Here is a 16681-nt window from a genome sequence, read left to right on the forward strand (position 1 = left end):
CTGCGCTCGCTCATGCGGGCACCGCCACGGGACGGTGGTCGGCGACGATCAGGCCGTCGCGCATCTGCACCCGGCGGGGCAGGCCGGCCGCGATCTCCAGGTCGTGAGTGATCACCACGATGGTGGTCCCGGCCGCGTGCAGGTCGCGCAGCAGCGCCAGCACCCCGGCGCCGGACGCGGAGTCCAGGTTGCCGGTCGGTTCGTCCGCGAGCAGCAGCCTGGGTGCACCCACCACCGCGCGGGCGATCGCCACCCGCTGCCGCTCGCCGCCGGACAGCTCGTGCGGCCGGTGGTCGAGCCGGTGCCCCAGCCCCACCCGGTCCAGCGCGGCCTCCGCACGCCGCCGTCGCTCCCGCAGGGGTACGCCCGCGTAGAGCAGCCCGTCGGCGACGTTGTCCCGCACCGGCACGTTCGGCGCCAGGTGGAACTGCTGGAAGACGAAGCCGATCCGGGACGACCGGAGGGCGGAGAGCTGCCGGTCGGCGAGGGCGGCCACGTCGTACCCGTCGATGCGGACCCGGCCGGTGGAGGGGCGGTCCAGGGTGCCGATCAGGTGCAGCATGGTGGACTTGCCCGACCCCGAGGGGCCGACGATGGCCACCAGTTCGCCGTACCGGATGGTCAGCGACACCCCGTCGAGGGCCCGTACGCCGCCCGGGTACACCTTGGTCACCTCGGCCAGCTCCACGACCGCGTCGCCGGTCACGTCGGCATCCCCACGGTCGCCCCCTCGGCGAGCCCCGCGCCGGAGACCTCCACCCGGCCGGACGCGAACAACCCGGTCTCCACGGCGACGATCCGCGTGGTGGCACCCTCGACCAGTTGCACGCCGTAGCCGCCCTCGGCCAGCGCCAGCAGCGCGGCGACCGGCACGGTCAGCACGTCCCGGCGCTCGGCGGCGGTGAACCCGACCTTGGCCGAGGCCTGCTCGAAACCGGTCAGCGCCTTCGGGTCGGCCACGGTCACGGTGACCTCGATCTTGGTCTCCGGGTCGCCCTGGCCGCCCGCCCCGCCGCCGGTGCCGGTGTCGATCACCGTCTCCGTGGCCGCGACCGTGCCGGTGACGTCCTTGCCGTTGGGCAGGGTGACGCTCACCTTGGTGCCCCGCTTCGCCAGCCGCTCGTCGTCGACGTCGAGGGACACCGTCACCACCCGGGCGGTGCCGGTGTAGGTCAGCACCGCCTGGCCGGGCTGGGCCGGGTCGCCGAGATCCGCCTCGTGGCTGTCCACCCGCACCGCGCCGTCGGCGTAGACGACCCGGCCCAACTCGACCCGGCCGGTCTCGGGCAGGCCCAGGTCGTCCTGCCACCGCCGCACCGCGTCCGCGGTCGCCGAGGTGTAGTCGTCGTCGACGGTGAACCCGGAGTAGCCGAGCGCCTTGAGGTTCTCCTCGAACTGCCGCACGTCGGCGCCGGACACGCCGGGCCCGAGCGTCCGGTACGCCGGCAGCCGCCCGTACAGCAGCAGCACCTTGGCGTTGTCGACCGCGAACAGCGGCTTGCCCCGGCTGACCTGGCTGCCGGTGGCGGCCAGCGAGGTGATCGTGCCGCCGGTGCGCAGCGTCGCGGTGTGACCGGCGCCGTAGCCGAGTTCCCCGTCGAAGCTCTCCGAGTCCACCAGGGTCTGCCGGGTGACCTGGGCAGTCGCTGGCGGCAGCCCGCTGCTGGCCGGCGTACCCCCGGTGCGGCCCTCGGCCCCGACGGCGGCCGCGACGCCCGCGGCGGCGGCGACCACCACCGCGGAGGCGACCACGATCGGGGTATGCGCGCGGCGGCGGCGACGGCCGCCCCCGGCGGGTGCGGCGGCCGGCGCGGTGGCGGTGGCGCTCACCGGGACGATCTCCGCTTGCGACTGCGGGGCTCGCAAATCCGGCCCATTCCTCGCGCTCGCGGAGTTTGTCTCTGTTCGCGACTGCGGGGCTCGCAAACCCGGCTCACTCCTCGCGCTCACTGGGTCCTCTTCATCAGTAGCGGCGCGCCGTCCTGCCGGCACTTCTCCATGGCGGCCTGCACCGTCGGGTTCTTCGGGTCGAAACCATCCCCGTTGAGTTCGATGGCGCCGTCCGGGCCCGGGTCCGGGAAGTCCGGCACCCCGTTCTCCCGCATGCACCGGGCGAGCTGCCGCACCTTCTCCACCTGCTCCGGGTCGAGCTTGATCTCCTTGCCGCCATTGGGCATCAGGCTGCGGCACTTCTCCATGGCCGCCTCTCCCTTCGCCCGGTCAGCTCCGTCCGGCATGCGGATGCGGACCTTGCCGTCGGCCATCTCGGGGTCCGGGAAGTCCGGCAGCCCGTTCTCCCGCATGCACTTGGCGAACTCGCGCTGCCGGTCCTCGTCGCTGACCGGGACGACGCTGGCGCTGGGCGAGGCACTGGCCGCACCGCCGCCGGCCGTGGCCACCTGCTCCCCGTCCGAACCGGCCTTCGCACAGCCGGCGACCGCGAGCCCGAGCAGCAGGGGCAGGACGAGCAGTGTGCCCGACATTCGTCGGCGCATGGACAACTCCTTCCTCCGTGCCGGCGCGGATCGCCGGCCGATACGGACGAGTCGACCGCAGCGGCGGTATCCCGGGCGTAACCGTCGGTGTTAACGCCGTGGTTATCCGTGGCCGCGTCACCATGGGACGGTGCGAGTGCTTGTGGTCGAGGACGAGACGCTGCTGGCCGACTCCATCGCGGAGTGGCTGCGCCGGGAAGCGTTCGCGGTGGACGTCGCCTACGACGGGGACGCGGCGTTGGAACGGCTCGGCGTCACCGACTACGACGTGGTGGTGCTCGACCGGGACCTGCCGGTGGTGCACGGCGACGACGTGTGCCGGGCGGTGGTGGACAGCGGCGGCGAGACGCGGGTGCTGATGCTGACCGCCGCCGCGGCCGTTCGGGAACGGGTGGCCGGCCTGGCCCTCGGCGCCGACGACTACCTGGTCAAACCGTTCGCGCTGGTCGAACTCTCCGCCCGGGTGCACGCGCTGGCCCGGCGGGCCCGCCCGGCCGCCCCGCCGAAGCTGAGCCGGGCCGGCATCGTGGTCGACCCGGCCCGGCGCGAGGTCTACCGCGACGGCCGGTACGTCGCGCTGTCCCGCAAGGAGTTCGCGGTGCTGGCCGAATTGGTCCGGGCCGGCGGGGCGGTGGTCTCCGCCGAGGAGCTGCTGGAGCGGGCGTGGGACGAGCACATTGACCCGTTCACCAACGTGGTACGGGTGACCGTGATGAAGCTGCGCCGCAAGCTCGGCGACCCGCAGGTGGTCGAGACGGTGCCGGGAGTGGGGTATCAGATCAGGTGAAGCGACTGACCATCCGGGCCCGCCTGACCCTGGTGCACGGCGGCCTTCTGCTGCTCGCCGGCGTGGTCCTGCTCGGCGTCACCTACGTGCTGGTCGACCAGCGGATGCGCCAGCCGCTGGCCGGCGTCAAGACCCAGATCACCACGGTCAACCCGTTCAGCAAGCTGCCCGGCCCGGGCGAGGCCGACCAGGTGCGGGTCCTGATCCAGGAGGCTCAGGACGAGGCGAAACGGACCGCGCTGGAATCGCTGCTCACCCAGGGCGGGGTGGCGCTGTTGCTGATCTCGGCGATCGCCCTCGGCTTCGGCTGGTTGATCGCCGGGCGGGCGTTGCAGCCGCTGCACCAGATCACCGGCACCGCCCGCCGGATCGCCGCGGCCGGCGCAGCCGGGCGGGGCCTGCACGAGCGGATCGCGTTGCGGGGGCCCCGGGACGAGGTGCAGGAACTGGCCGACACGTTCGACCTGATGCTGGAGCGGCTCGACCGGTCCTTCGACGGCCAGCGGCGGTTCGTTGCGAACGCGTCGCACGAGTTACGTACCCCGCTCGCGCTCAACCGGTCGCTGCTGGAGGTGGCGATGTCCCGGCCGGGCGCCTCCGCCGAGCTGCGGCAGCTCGGCGAGACGCTGTTGGCGATCAACGAACGCCACGAACGGCTCATCGACGGGCTGCTCACCCTGGCCGACTCGGAGCAGCAGGTCGTCGACCGCACCCCGGTGGACCTCGCCGAGATCGCCCGGCACGTCCTCGACCAGGCCGCCGGCACGCCGGAGCTGACCGTACGCCGCCAGCTCGCGTCCGCCGCCACGGCCGGTGACCCGGTGCTGCTCGAGCGGCTCACGCAGAACCTGGTGGAGAACGCGGTCCGGCACAACCTGCCGGCCGGCGGCGAGGTCGACGTGAGCACCGGCCTGGTCAACGGCTGGGTCACCCTGGTGGTCGTCAACACCGGCCCCGTGGTGCCCAGCTACGAGATCGAAACCATCTTCCAGCCGTTCCGGCGGCTGCGCCACGACCGCCTGGCCGGCCCGAGGGCGAGCGCCGGTCGGAGCGGCGCCGACGACCGGGCCGGCGCGGGACGCGGGTTCGGGCTCGGCCTGTCGATCGTGCGGGCGGTGGCCCAGGCGCACGGCGGCGCTGTACACGCGTACCCCAGAAACGGTGGCGGGCTGGTCGTGACGGTTACCCTGCCACCGCTGGGCGCGGTCGTCCCGGCACAGCCGGCGCGGACGCTGCCCACGGTGACGCACGGCCCCGCGTGACCGGGCCCTTGCTCAGCCCGGCCAGACCGGCGCACCGTCGACGAACGGCCAGGTGATCCGCTCGGCGCGCAGGTCCTCGATCAGGGTGCGGACGTACGCCAGCTCCGCGGCGATGACCTGGCGTTGGTATTCCGACTCGATCGCGAACAGCCGGGGCAGGAACCGGCCGACCTCGGTGATCTCCTCGTCGAGCGCGGTCAGCCGCTCCGCGAGCCGAGCGGCGCGGGTGTTCAGCGCGGCGAGGGCGTCGGCCGGGGCGAGGTTCGGCAGGAAGGACAGGGCAGCCGGGAACTCGGGATACTCGGGGGCCGGGGCGGAGAGCATGGCGCGCAGCCACTCTCCCAGGGTCGCCCGTCCGGCGTCGGTGATGCGGTACGTCGTGCGTTCCGGCCGGTTCTCGGCGCGTTCGGTGGACTCCACCGCCACCAGGCCGTCCCGGACCAGCCGCTGGATCGTCTGGTAGACGCTGTTGCGCTGGCTGACGTTGACCACGTCGTCCTTGCGCCGTTCCTTGATCAGCTGCTGCATCCGGTACGCGTGCATCGGCTCCTCGGTGAGCATCGACAGCACGGCCAGCGCGAGCACGGAGCGGCGTGGTGAGGTCACCGGCCGAGCTTAACGCTTGACACTCCCATAGTCATAAAATGTATAGTCACTTCATGACTATGACGATGAACCTCCCTCGCCACCACACCGCCCGCTCGACTCGACGGCTCGCCCTCGGAGCCGTTGTCGGGCCAGTGCTGTTCACCCTCGCCTGGCTCGTCCTCGGCATCCTGAGCCCCGGATACACCTTCTTCGGTCACCGGTTCACCGACTACTCGCCGATCAGCCAGCCGATCAGCGGGCTGGGCCTCGGCGTGACCGCCCCGTACATGAACATCGCCTTCGTCGTCACCGGGCTGGTCCTGGCCGTCGGCGTGGTCGGCGTGTTCCGCGCCCTGCCGCCCACCCGGCCGGCCCTGCGGCGCTGGTCGGTCGCGCTGCTCGCCTGCACCGGGATCGGCCAGGTCGTGTGCGGGATCTTCAACCTCGAAGCCGCGATGCCGCACTCGCTCGGCTTCACCCTCGCCGTCGGGACCCCGATCGCCGCCTTCCTCGTCGCCGGGCGCTACCTCCGCGGCGTCCCCGAGTGGCGGCGATTCGGCACCCTGCTGCTGCTCGGCAGCCCGCTGACCCTGATGCTCCTGGTCGCCTTCTTCGCGACGTTCCAGCCAACCGCCGACGGCGCCGAGCACGGCATCGCGGGACTCGTGCAGCGGCTTCTGGTGCTGCAGGTGCACGCCTGGTTCGTGGCCATGGGCTGGCTGGCCTACCGGCACGCTCCGGCCGGTGAGTGAGACCGCGCCAACACGCGCCACCGGGGACGGCCGCGCCGGACCGGTCGAGCGGCGACGACGAGGGCCGGCCCAGCAGCAGCTTTCACGCTTCTTCCACAGCGCTTCCACAGACCGCCGCCACAGTTGGCACCAGCAGACTTCCATCCGGGCGCGGGGATTCCCATGCACAACAAGTTCCTGACCATCCGCCAGGGCGGCGAATCGACCCTCCACACCGCCAGCCATAACCTGCCCTACCGGGCGCTGCGCCACCACGAGGAGAACCTCCTGTCGCTGCGCAACCACCTGCTCAGCACACCGTTCCAGCGGCGGTTCGACTCGCACCACCGCGAAAGCCTGCGCCACAACCCGCAGACGGGCGTCGCGGCGACCTCGGACGAGACCGACGCCGAGGGCGCCGACCGAGGGTGACCATGCGATCCACCGTGGCGGTGCCATACCGATGACGGGGGGTACGGCACCGCCACGGTCTACCCGTCCGCGGCCAGCAGCGCCCGGACCCGCCCGGCGTCCGGGTGCTCGATCTCGGTGAGGATGTCCAACGCCTGCCGCCAGGACCGCCGGGCCGCATCGGCGTCACCGTACGCGTGCTGGCTCTCGCCGAGATGGCGAAGCGTCACCGCCTCGTTCGGCCGGTCGCCGAGCCCCTGGTACAGCAGCAGCGCCTGCCGATAGCAGGAGATCGCCTCAGCGAGGTCCACATGCCGGTACGCGTAGCCGAGGCTGTCCCACGCGCCGGCCATCCCGACCGGGTCACCGAGGCGCTCCAGCAGGGCCAGCGACCGCCGGCAGTGCACGATCGCCTGCTCGTGGTCGCCGAGCAGGGCGTGACACCAGCCCACCGAGTTGAGCGTGTTCGCCTCGCCCCGCTCGTGGCCGGCGCGGTGGAACAGCTCCAGCGCCCGCTGGTCGTGGCCCAGCGCCGCACCGATGTCGCCCTGCTGCTCGCACAGCCAGCCGAGGCTGCGGCAGGTGAAACCCTGCCCGACCAGGTCGCCGAGGACGCCGAACAACTCCAGCGCCTGCCCGTAGTGCTCCCGGGCGACGGCGAACTGGCGCAGCCGCACGTGCGCGCCACCCAGAATCCGGTGCGCCTCCGCCTCGGCGGCGTGGTCGCCCTGCCGCCGCGCGGCGGCGACCGCGGCCCGGCCCGTGCGTACCCAATCCGGCCAGTGCCCGCGCCGGGCGAAGAAATTCGTGGCCGCCCACGCCAACCGCCACACGTGCCCGTCGAACCCGCCGCGCGCCGCCTGGTCCACCACGGCGAGCAGGACCGCGTGCTCCGCGGTGAACCATGCCAGCGCCGCCGGCCGGTCCTCGAACACCTCGGCGGTCACCCCGGCGGCGACCGGTGGCGCCGCCAGCGGATCCCGGTGCGGCCACAGCAGCCCGTCGGCGGCCAGCGCGGTGTGCAGGTAGTGGTCCAGGAGCCGCTGCTGTGCCGCCGACTGCTCGTCGTCGCGGCCCAGCTCGGCGGCGTACAGGCGGAGCAGGTCGTGCAGCGCGTACCGGCCGGGACGATGCTCCCCGACCAGCTGCGCCGTGACGAGTTCCCGCAACGCGGGGCGGACCCGGTCGGCGGGCAGGCCGGCGAGACTGGCCGTCGCGGCGGCGGTGAGGTCCGGGCCCGGGTGCGCCGCCAGCAGCCGGAACAGCCGGGCCGCCGCCGGGTTCAGATTCCGGTACGACCAGGAGAAGACATCCCGTACGTCGGTGCTGGCGTCGCCGCCCGCGAACGCGTCTAGCCCCGGGCGCAGTTCCTCGACCAGCGCGTCGAGCGGGAACTCGGGGTGGGTGGCGGCGCGGGCGGCCACGATGGCCAGGGCCAGCGGAAGCCGACCGCACGAGTCGATGATCCGGTCCACCGCTGCCGGCTCACCGGCCAGGCGGCCGGCGCCCACCCGGCGCACGAGCAGCTCCCGCGACTCGCCGCGACTGAGCAGATCGAGCCGCAGTGGGCGGGCGTCCTCGGCCACCACCAGGCCGGGCAGCTGGTTGCGGCTGGCGACCACCGTGGCGCAGCCGGGCGCGCCGGGCAGCAGCGGCCGGACCTGCTCGGCGTCGCGGACGTTGTCGAGCACCACCAGGATCCGCCGGTCGCGCAGCAGGTCGCGGTAGAGCCCGGCCTGTGCCTCCACCGTGGCCGGCAACCGCTCAGGCGGTACGCCGAGCGCGTCGAGGAAGCCCAGCAGTGCCTCACCCGCCGCCATCGGTGCGCCGGTCGGATCGAACCCGCGCATGTTGACGAACAGCTGCCCGTCCGGGAAGTGACCCAGCACCGTGTGCGCCAGCCGCAGCACGAACAGGGACTTGCCGATGCCGGCCGGCCCGCCGACCAGCACGAGCGGCGGCCCGCCCGACGCGGAGGACAGCAGGTCGCGGCCGGTGGCCAGCTCGTCGACCCGGCCGACGAACTGCGGTGGGTCCGGTGGCAGCAGGCAGGGGCGCAGTGGCTTGCCGCGGTCCGCCGGCAACAGGCCCGGCGGCAGCCGCCGCTGCAGGATGTCCCGCTGGAGTTCCTGCAGCTCGGGGGCGTCGAGCCCGCGGTCGCGCAGCAGATGCACGCCGGCGCGGCAGACCTCGGCCGCCTCGTCCACCCGCTGCTCGGCGTAGAGCGCCAGGGCGAGCAGCCGCCGGACGCCCTCGTCGTAGGGGTCGTCGACCACCGCACCGGAGAGCTGGGGGATCGCCTCGGCGTGCCGACCGAGCGCGGTGAGCGCCTCCGCGTAGCCACGGCGCGCGTCGCGCCGCACGGCGTCGAGCTGGGCGACCCTCGGCAAGACGAAGGAACGGTCCGCCACGTCGGCGAAGGCCGGACCGCGCCACAGCCCGAGCGCCCGCTCCAGCACCGCGGCGGCCCGCTCGGTCAGGTCGTTGTCGCCGGCGGAGAGCAGTCGGCGACCCTCCGCGCACCACCGTTCGAACCGGTGCGCGTCGACAGCGTCGTGCGGCACATCGAGCCGGTACGCCCCACCGGCGCCCGACCCGACGGTCACCACCACCGGATCGTCCGGCGCGCCCGGCGAGGCGAGCGCGCGGCGCAGGTGCGACACGTGACTGCGCAGCGTGGCCTGCGCCCCGGACGGCGGCGAGCCGGCCCAGAGCAGCTCGACCACCCGGGCGGCCGGCACCGTCGAACCCGCGTCGACCGTCAGGATCACCAGCAGCTCGACCAGCTTCGGGCCGAGCCGGACGGGCTGGTGTCCGCGCGTCACCTGCACCGGGCCGAGCACGCTGATGCGCAACACCCAACACGCTCCCCAGTCGGCCGGCGAACCCACTACGTTAGTGGACCGCCCGATGACGCTGCGTGCGTCGGCTGGAGATGTCCCGCATAGCGGTCAAACCACGGCGGACAGTGTCCTCAATAGACGGCCGAATCAGGCTACCCGGCCGGGTGCCTGATAGGTGGGCTGCACCCGCACCGCCTCGTCGACCTCGTCCGGCGTCAGCAGCGACGTCACCCGCGTGTCCAGGCCGCCGGCCGCCCGGATGGCGACGGCCAGCGCGGCGGCCGTCTTGTGGTCCGGCAGCTCACACACCGCGTAGGTGTCGTACTTGCCGAACGAGAAGTGGATCGAGTCCACCTTCCCGCCCATGGCCTCGATCGTGTTCCGGGCGACCTCGGCGCGCCCCGTACCACCGTCGTGAACCAACCCCTTGATCCCGTCGGCGGTGAAGGTCGACTGCAACAGGAACTTGGGCACCTCGACATCAACTCCCCGATGTGGCGGGCAGCGGCCGACGGCCACCGCCTCAGCGCGTCCCCTGGCGTTGGACCCGCTCGCCGCCCTCGACCCTCGCCCGGCCGTGGTCGCGTTCCGTGCCCGATGTTCCGGTCGCGGCCCGCAGGTGCCGCCGGTCCGGCGAGTGCTCCACCTCAGAGCCCTGCCGGCCCCGTGCCCCGCTGCCCGGATTCCGCCCGGCGCGCGCCGACTCGCCGCCCGGATCATGCTTGTTCTGCTTGTGGCTACCCATGCGGGCGGCGTACCCGCTCCGCCCGCCGCTAGTCCTGCCCGCCCGCGGCGCGCTCGCAGTGCAGCAGCAGCGACCCGGTGCTGGTCGGGGTGCAGCGGGTCAGGGCGTACGACTGCGACGTCCCGTCGGACGGCCAGATCCGCTTGCCGCCGCCGAGGCGTACCGGGTCGACCATCAACCGCAGCTCGTCCACCAGGTCTGCGGCGAGCAGGCGGCGGCGAGCTCCGCGCTGCCGATGACGTGCATCCAGGTCGTCCACCGGTGTTGTCGCCGAGTTCACCTCCAAGATCGCCACGATTCCTAGCCTGACCAGGCCCGGGGCTGTGCCCGTACGCGCACGGCCTGCCGGATCGAAGCTTGGAGGGACACATGATCCTGCAACGCCCCCACGGCCGGGCGTTGGCGGCCTTCGCCATCACCGGACTGCTCCTCGGCGCGTTAGGCGGACCGGCGTACGCAGCGGGCACGACGCCCGCCACCTCCGTCCACGACGGCGACGTCATCCGCGGCGTCACCACCGTCTACGCCACCGGCTCACCCCCGCCCTCGCTGCACCTGGACGGCAGCCCGCTCAGCACCACCGGGGTGTCGAGCCTGCCCGCCACCCTGCGCTTCGAGGGGGAGGGCATCCAGAGCGGATCCCAGAAACTGCTGAACTCGGTCTGGGTGAACGGCAAGATCGTGACCCTGATCAACAAGGACTACCTGGGCTACGCCACGGCCGAGATCCCGATTCCCGCCGGCTACCTGACCGCCGGAACCAACACCCTCACCATCCGCGCCGGCAGCTCGATCTCGCCCACCGACCTCACCGCGAACCACGACGACTTCACCGTCCGCAACGTGCGAATCACCACGCTCGACGGTACGGACATCGCTGATCCCGCCGTCCCGCCAACCCGCAAGGTTTCCCTCGGCGACGGCTACCCGGGCGGCAACGCGACCGAGGAGCAGGTGACCGCCGACTTCGCCATCATCCTTGACGACGCTCAGGCGCACGGCGTCGCCGCGAGCGTGGACACCCGCCCGTTGCCCGACGGACCGCACGCCCTCACCGTGACCTCGGCCGGCACCGCCACCGTCGTCCGGTTCCTGACCGACAACAGCGGGCCGGTCGTCACCGCCACCACTCCCGCGGACGGCACTACCGTCACCGGGGACCGCATCGAGGTCACCGTGTCGGCGACCGACAGCGTCTCTGCCGTCGCCTCGGTGACCGCCAAGCTGGACGGTCGCACCATCCCCGTGCCCAACTCCTTCCCGACCGGCAACATCCCGGCCGGCGAGCACACCCTTGCCGTCACCGCCACGGACGCTGCCGGCAACGCGAGTACGAAGAACGTCACGTTCCGGACCCCACCGCCGACCATCGCACCCGGCGCCTACGACCGCGGCCAGATCCGGCCCGACCGCCCCATGGCCGGTCCCGACGTGGCCCGCGTCGTGGCCGCGGGCGACATCGCCTGCGCGGCGACCAGCCGCACCACCCCCACGACCTGCCAGCAGGCCGCCGTCGCCGACACGGTGCGGTCGCTGAACCCCGACGCCGTGCTCACCCTCGCCGACAACCAGTACGACGTCGGCACCCTCCCCGCGTTCCTCGCCTCCTACGACAAGTCGTGGGGCGCGGTCAAGGACATCACCTACCCGGTCGTCGGCAACCACGAGTACGGGCAGGCCTACTACCCGGGGGCCCGCGCCGACGGCTACTTCGACTACTTCAACGGCGTGGGCGCGCCGGACGGTCGGGCCGGCGACCGGGAGAAGGGCTACTACTCGTACGACATCGGCCGCTGGCACGTGGTGGCGCTCAACAGCGAGTGCGGCGTGGTGTCCTGCGCTCCCGGCTCGGCCCAGTACGCCTGGCTTGAGCAGGACCTCCAACGGCACCACAACATGTGCGTGCTGGCCCTCTGGCACAAGCCGGTGCACACCGGCACCTTCCGCGGCGGGATCTACGGCAACCCCGACAGCAATTCGCTCTACGAGCTTGCCGACCGGTACGCCGTGGACGTGATCCTCAACGGGCACGACCACAGCTACCAGCGGTTCGCGCCGCAGGACGTCGCCGGCAATCCCCGGCCCGACGCACCGCGGGAGTTCATCGTCGGCACCGGCGGCGTCGGCTTCCACGGCACCCCTGACCAGGTCCCCAACCTGGAGGTCGCGCAGGGCGACACGTTCGGGGCGCTGGAGCTGACCCTCAAGCCCACCGGCTACGACTGGCGATTCGTGCCGATCGCCGGCAGCACCAGCGGCTTCACCGACTCCGGCTCGGCGTCCTGCCACCGGTAGTCGCCACGTGCGCTGACCCCGTCGGCCCCATCCGGGTCGGCGGGGTCACCCGTCCGACGAAAATTCGCCGCGGCGAAGCTGCCCGGTCATCCTCCGGGTGTCCTCCCGGTGTCGGAGGCTTCCGCTACCGTCGGAACGTCATGGAGCCGCGGTTCGGCGAGGAGATCATCGGGCGGGAGCACCCCGCCGGGCTGCTGCGCGCCGAAGTCGACCGGGTGACCGCGAGCCACGGCGGCCTCGTCCTGGTCACCGGCGAGCCCGGCATCGGCAAGACCACGCTGGTGACCGCGACGGCGGAGGAGGCGCGGCGGCGCGGCGCGCTCGTGCTCGGTGCCGCCTGCTGGGATTCCGACAGCGCACCCGGCTACTGGCCGTGGGTGCAGGTGCTGCGCGGCCTGCGCCGCTCGCCCGACGAGTGGGCCCTGGCCCGGGAGGCCGCGGAGCCCGGGCTCGCGGTGCTGCTCGGCGAGACACCCGGCGGTCGTGGCGGCGACGTCGGGGACGACGGGGACCAGGAGGAGTTCGCACTGCACGACGCGGTGACCACCGCCCTGGTCGCGGCCTCCCAGCGCCGGCCGGTCGTGGTCGTCCTCGACGACCTGCACTGGGCCGATGCCGCGTCGATGCGGCTGCTGCAGTTCGCCACCCAGCACACCTGGTTCGAACGGCTGCTGCTGATCGGCACCTACCGCGACGCGGAGGTCGAGTCCGGCGACCACCGGCTGCGCCCGCTGCTGATGCCGCTGACCGCGAAGGCCACCACCATCACCCTCACCGGCCTGTCCCGCGACGAGGTGGCCGCGCTGATGACCCGCACGGCGGGTTCCGAGCCCGACGCCGACCTCGTCGACGAGGTGCACCGGCGCACCGGCGGCAACCCGTTCTTCGTCGAGCAGACCGCCCGGCTGTGGCGCGCCGACGGCCAGGTCAGCACCATCGCTCCCGGCGTCCGGGAGGCCGTGCGGCGGCGGCTGGCCCAACTGCCCGCCCCGGTGGTCGAGGCGCTCACCGTCGCCGCCGTGCTCGGCCGCCACTTCCACCGCCAGGTCCTCGCCGCCTGCGTGCCCACCCCGGCGGCGCAGGTCGACCGGCTGCTCGACCGCGCGGTGACCGCCCGGCTCGTGATCTCCCGCGGCGGCGGCCGGTTCGCCTTCGCCCACGACCTGGTCCGGGAAACCCTCTACGACGGGCTGCCCGACGACGACCGGCGCGCCCGGCACGCCACCGTCGTCCGGGCCGTCGACCACTCGGCGGCGCTCGCCGAGCGGCTCATCCCCGCCGACCTGGCCCGCCACGCCTGGCTCGCCGGCACCGACCTCGACCCGTCCCGGGCCGCCGACCTGCTCGTCGCCGCCGCCCGGGACGCGGGCGGCCGGCTGGCGGTGGAGGAGTCGGCGCTGCACTTCCGCCGCGCCCTGGAGGTGACCGAGCAGCCGGCGCAGCGGGTCAAGATCATGGTGGAGCTCGCCCAGCTGCTGCTGCACGTCGTCGGTGACGAGGCCCGGCGGCTGCTCGCCGACGCCGCGGCGCTCGCGCTCACCCTCGACGAGCCGGCGGTGCTGGCCCGGGTCGCGCTCAGCGTCCACCGGCACCAGACCTTCACCGGCCGCCTGGCCGACGCCGAGGAGTTGCTGCGCGAGGCGTACCGGCGATTCATCGGCGAACCCGACGGCAGCATGCCGCTCAGCACCGTCGTCGCCGACCTCATCACCGCTACGGAGACGCTCGCCCGGTGGGGCCAGGACGACGAGGCGCTCACCTTCAGCCTGTGGGCCCGCCACGACACCACCTGGGGGCTCGGCACTGCCGCCGACCGGGCCGCGCTCACCGCCGAGATCCGCGACGTGGCCCGCCGGACCGGCGACCGGGAGACCGAGCTGTGGGCGACCTCGCTGCGCTGGGTCGCGCTGCTCGAACTCAACGACCCGCGCTACCACCAGGAGCTCACCGCCTTCGTCACGGCCGGCCGGGACGGCGACGTCGCCCGCCACAAGATGGCGGCGGCCATCGACGGCGGCATCATCGCCGGCTTCCGGGGCAACTTCGCCCAGGCCGACGAGTTCCTCGCCGAGCTGGCCGACCTCAGTGAACGGGAGCACGCCGACCACGGGTTCATGAACCACCAACTGCGCTGGTCGCGGCTGCTGCTGCAGGGCCGGTTCGACGAGATCGACACCCTGCTCGACGGGGTGAATCCGACCGACCGCTCCCACCTGGAGCTGGTCAGGGCGATCACCGCCGCCGAGCGCGGCGACGGCGAGACAGCCGCGATGCTGACCGCCAGCATCGAAGCCGCCGGCACCACGTACGCCCGGCCGATGTCCCCGCTGTGGCTGCGCCTGCGCGCGCAGGCCGCCGCCGCGACCCGCGACCCGCACCGCTGCGCGCAGGCCCGGCAGGCGCTCGCGCCGCACCGCGGCCAGTGGATGGCCGCCCTGTTCGGCTGCGACATCAGCGGCCCGGTCGACCACTGGCTGGCCGTCATCGACGCCGCGCAGGAGCGCTGGGACGACGCGATCGCCGGGTTCGAGGCGGCCCGCGCCGCCGCCGACCGGATGGGCGCCCGACCGTGGTCGCTGATCAGCCGCGCCGCTCTGGTGGACGCCCTGACCGGGCGGGGTCGCGCGGGCGACGCGGAGGCCGCCGCCGAGCTGCGCGCCGCCACCGCGGCCGAGGCGCGAGCGCTCGGCATGGCGCAGGTCCTGCACCGGCTGGGCGTCCCGGCGGCGGCACCCGTCGAGCTGGACGGCCGGGCGTCGGCCGGACCGGGCCAGGTGCCCGCACCCGCGGGCGGCTTCGTCGCCCCGGTGACGGCGGCCGAGGTCCGGCCCCTCAGTGAGCAGGCCCTGGTGCCGGCGGCACCCGGACCCGAGCACCGGTCCGCCGCGCTGGCGGCACCCGGCCCCGACCAGCCATCCGCCACGGTTGCCGCCACACGGGCAGCGCCCGGCCCGGCTCCGGTTCCCGACTACGAGTTCCGGCGTGACGGCGCCGTGTGGCGGCTCGCGTACTCCGGCACGGTGGTGCACCTGCCCGACGCCAAAGGCCTGCACGACCTGCGCCTGCTGCTGAGCCGCCCGGGCATCGACGTGCCCGCCGTCGAGCTGCTCGACCCCGCCGCCGGGCCGGAGCTGGTGGCCGCCCGACGCCTCGGTGGTGACCCGGTCCTCGACGACGAGGCCAAGGCCCGCTACCGGCGCCACCTGCAACGGCTCGACGACGAGATCGACCGGTCCGCCGCACGCGGCGACGAGGCGAAGGTGGCCGCCCTCGACGCCGAGCGCGCGGCGCTGCTGGACGAGCTGCGCGCCGCAGCCGGGCTGGCCGGCCGCAGCCGCCGGCTCGGCGACGAGGCCGAACGGGCCCGCAAGGCGGTCACCGCCCGGATCCGCGACACCCTGCGCCGGCTCGACGACCGGCATCCCGCGCTGGCTGCCCACCTACGCGACACGGTCTCCACCGGCAGTTCCTGCCGCTACCTGCCCCCGCAGCCGCTGCCGTGGCGCCTCTAGGCCCGGTCGCCGGGCCGGCCCGGCACAACCGGGACCTGGGGTGGTTGGGATGTCGCGCTCTGGCGCGGGCCGCCTCGGCCGCCATCCAGACGGCGTCGGCGTCGGCCCGGGCCCGGTCCGCGTCAGCGGCGTCCCAGGACCTCGGCGATCCGGCTGAACCCGTCCGTGCCGTGGCCCAGCCCGATCGTGCGGCGGGCCATCCCCTCCGCCGCACGCATCACACCGGCGTCGATGCCGTGGGCCTCGGAGGCGTGGACGATGTGGGCCATCGACGACGCGGCCGAGGTGATCGGGTTGCCCTCGCCGGAGTAGGTCCCGTTCGCCACGTCCTCGGCGAACTGCTCGAAGATCGGCGGGATGATCGCGCCGATGCCCTTGGCGAACGGCGCCAGCTCACGTGCGGTGACGCCCTCCGCCTTCGCCACCGCCAGGGCGTGCGCGTAGCCCGCCATCGCGGTCCAGAAGATGTCGAGCAGCGCGATGTCGTACGCCGCTGCCCGACCGATCTCCTCGCCGAGGTGGGTGTGGGTGCCGCCCAGCGCGTCCAGCACCGGACGGTGCTGCTGGTAGAGCGCCTCTGGTCCGCTGTGGATGAAGACCCCCGCCGGCGTTCCGATGGTCGTGGTTGGTGTCATGATCGCGCCGTCCAGGTAGCCGATGCCGTGGGTGGCCGCCCAGTCGGCGGCGTCCCGGGCCCGGTCCGGCGTGTCGGCCGTCAGGTTCACCACCGTGCGCCCGTTGAGCGCAGCGGTGACCGCCTCCTGCCGCAGGATGGCGTCGCTGGCGTCGTAGTTCACCACGCAGATCACGGTCAGCCCACTCGCGGCGACCGCCTCCTGCGCCGATCGGGCGGCGACCGCGCCCCGCTCGACCAACGCCTGGCCTCGGCCCGGGGTCCGGTTCCAGATCGTGGTCGGCAGGCCGGCGGCCAGGAACGCGCCGGCCAGAGAGCGTCCCATCGGGCCCAGGCCGAGCACGGTGACAGACTTTTCGTCCACGGACATACCTCAAC

15 protein-coding genes are annotated in these 16681 nt (G+C 73.6%); 6 read left to right on the forward strand and 9 right to left on the reverse strand.

The window, feature by feature from the left end; genetic code table 11:
• Positions 1 to 10: 10 nt before the first annotated feature.
• From ACFYML_RS07475 to ACFYML_RS07485, 3 genes are all read right to left on the reverse strand, one after another.
• Positions 11 to 706, reverse strand: coding sequence for an ABC transporter ATP-binding protein (locus ACFYML_RS07475; protein ID WP_387419788.1), 696 nt, complete (start codon positions 704 to 706; stop codon positions 11 to 13).
• Positions 703 to 1755, reverse strand: a complete 1053-nt coding sequence (locus ACFYML_RS07480; protein ID WP_387420007.1) for an efflux RND transporter periplasmic adaptor subunit — start codon at positions 1753 to 1755, stop codon at positions 703 to 705. Before ACFYML_RS07480 ends, ACFYML_RS07475 begins: the two co-directional genes overlap by 4 nt.
• A 191-nt stretch (positions 1756 to 1946) precedes the next feature.
• Positions 1947 to 2495, reverse strand: a complete 549-nt coding sequence (locus ACFYML_RS07485) for a hypothetical protein (protein WP_387419789.1) — start codon at positions 2493 to 2495, stop codon at positions 1947 to 1949.
• 130 nt (positions 2496 to 2625) lie between these two features.
• Here ACFYML_RS07485 and ACFYML_RS07490 point away from each other — a divergent pair, with 130 nt between their 5' ends.
• Positions 2626 to 3282, forward strand: coding sequence for a response regulator transcription factor (locus ACFYML_RS07490; protein ID WP_198940137.1), 657 nt, complete (start codon positions 2626 to 2628; stop codon positions 3280 to 3282).
• Positions 3279 to 4544 carry a sensor histidine kinase gene (locus ACFYML_RS07495; RefSeq protein ID WP_387419790.1) on the forward strand — a complete coding sequence of 422 codons (1266 nt, stop codon included), beginning with the start codon at positions 3279 to 3281 and terminating at the stop codon, positions 4542 to 4544. Before ACFYML_RS07490 ends, ACFYML_RS07495 begins: the two co-directional genes overlap by 4 nt.
• Positions 4545 to 4556: 12 nt before the next feature.
• On the opposite strand, the gene ACFYML_RS07500 is transcribed toward ACFYML_RS07495, so the two are convergent.
• A complete protein-coding gene (locus ACFYML_RS07500; RefSeq protein WP_387419791.1) occupies positions 4557 to 5150 on the reverse strand; it encodes a PadR family transcriptional regulator in 594 nt (197 codons plus the stop codon).
• 53 nt (positions 5151 to 5203) lie between these two features.
• On the opposite strand from ACFYML_RS07500, the gene ACFYML_RS07505 reads away from it, so the two are divergent.
• Positions 5204 to 5884 carry a DUF998 domain-containing protein gene (locus tag ACFYML_RS07505; protein WP_387419792.1) on the forward strand — a complete coding sequence of 227 codons (681 nt, stop codon included), beginning with the start codon at positions 5204 to 5206 and terminating at the stop codon, positions 5882 to 5884.
• A 162-nt stretch (positions 5885 to 6046) separates the two neighbouring features.
• Complete coding sequence (locus ACFYML_RS07510) at positions 6047 to 6295, forward strand: hypothetical protein (protein ID WP_387419793.1); 249 nt, start codon at positions 6047 to 6049, stop codon at positions 6293 to 6295.
• A gap of 59 nt (positions 6296 to 6354) precedes the next feature.
• Here the strand turns inward: ACFYML_RS07510 and ACFYML_RS07515 are convergent, their stop codons facing one another.
• The 4 genes from ACFYML_RS07515 to ACFYML_RS07530 form a co-directional block, all read right to left on the reverse strand.
• Complete coding sequence (locus ACFYML_RS07515; RefSeq protein ID WP_387419794.1) at positions 6355 to 9132, reverse strand: BTAD domain-containing putative transcriptional regulator; 2778 nt, start codon at positions 9130 to 9132, stop codon at positions 6355 to 6357.
• Positions 9133 to 9264: 132 nt separating this feature from the next.
• Positions 9265 to 9591 carry a GYD domain-containing protein gene (locus ACFYML_RS07520; RefSeq protein ID WP_387419795.1) on the reverse strand — a complete coding sequence of 109 codons (327 nt, stop codon included), beginning with the start codon at positions 9589 to 9591 and terminating at the stop codon, positions 9265 to 9267.
• Between the two features lie 49 nt (positions 9592 to 9640).
• A complete protein-coding gene (locus ACFYML_RS07525) occupies positions 9641 to 9862 on the reverse strand; it encodes a hypothetical protein (RefSeq protein ID WP_357434187.1) in 222 nt (73 codons plus the stop codon).
• A 28-nt stretch (positions 9863 to 9890) separates the two neighbouring features.
• Positions 9891 to 10157: a hypothetical protein gene (locus ACFYML_RS07530; RefSeq protein WP_387419797.1), complete on the reverse strand. Its 267-nt coding sequence runs from the start codon at positions 10155 to 10157 to the stop codon at positions 9891 to 9893.
• Between the two features lie 74 nt (positions 10158 to 10231).
• Here ACFYML_RS07530 and ACFYML_RS07535 point away from each other — a divergent pair, with 74 nt between their 5' ends.
• Positions 10232 to 12157: a metallophosphoesterase gene (locus ACFYML_RS07535; RefSeq protein WP_387419798.1), complete on the forward strand. Its 1926-nt coding sequence runs from the start codon at positions 10232 to 10234 to the stop codon at positions 12155 to 12157.
• A 140-nt stretch (positions 12158 to 12297) separates the two neighbouring features.
• Positions 12298 to 15669 carry an AAA family ATPase gene (locus tag ACFYML_RS07540; protein ID WP_387419799.1) on the forward strand — a complete coding sequence of 1124 codons (3372 nt, stop codon included), beginning with the start codon at positions 12298 to 12300 and terminating at the stop codon, positions 15667 to 15669.
• Between the two features lie 122 nt (positions 15670 to 15791).
• Here ACFYML_RS07540 and ACFYML_RS07545 read toward each other — a convergent pair whose 3' ends face one another.
• Positions 15792 to 16673, reverse strand: a complete 882-nt coding sequence (locus tag ACFYML_RS07545) for an NAD(P)-dependent oxidoreductase (RefSeq protein WP_387419800.1) — start codon at positions 16671 to 16673, stop codon at positions 15792 to 15794.
• Between the last annotated feature and the right edge of the window lie 8 nt (positions 16674 to 16681).

It is taken from the genome of Micromonospora sp. NPDC007230 (assembly GCF_042869115.1).
GTDB lineage: Bacteria > Actinomycetota > Actinomycetes > Mycobacteriales > Micromonosporaceae > Micromonospora.

Excerpts from the sequence above, each read along its gene's own strand:
- ACFYML_RS07510 (WP_387419793.1), top strand. The coding sequence starts at position 6,047 with ATGCACAACAAGTTCCTGACCATCCGCCAGGGCGGCGAATCGACCCTC.
- ACFYML_RS07525 (WP_357434187.1), bottom strand. The coding sequence starts at position 9,862 with ATGGGTAGCCACAAGCAGAACAAGCATGATCCGGGCGGCGAGTCGGCG.
- ACFYML_RS07540 (WP_387419799.1), top strand. The coding sequence starts at position 12,298 with ATGGAGCCGCGGTTCGGCGAGGAGATCATCGGGCGGGAGCACCCCGCC.
- ACFYML_RS07535 (WP_387419798.1), top strand. The coding sequence starts at position 10,232 with ATGATCCTGCAACGCCCCCACGGCCGGGCGTTGGCGGCCTTCGCCATC.
- ACFYML_RS07545 (WP_387419800.1), bottom strand. The coding sequence starts at position 16,673 with ATGTCCGTGGACGAAAAGTCTGTCACCGTGCTCGGCCTGGGCCCGATG.
- ACFYML_RS07485 (WP_387419789.1), bottom strand. The coding sequence starts at position 2,495 with ATGCGCCGACGAATGTCGGGCACACTGCTCGTCCTGCCCCTGCTGCTC.
- ACFYML_RS07505 (WP_387419792.1), top strand. The coding sequence starts at position 5,204 with ATGACTATGACGATGAACCTCCCTCGCCACCACACCGCCCGCTCGACT.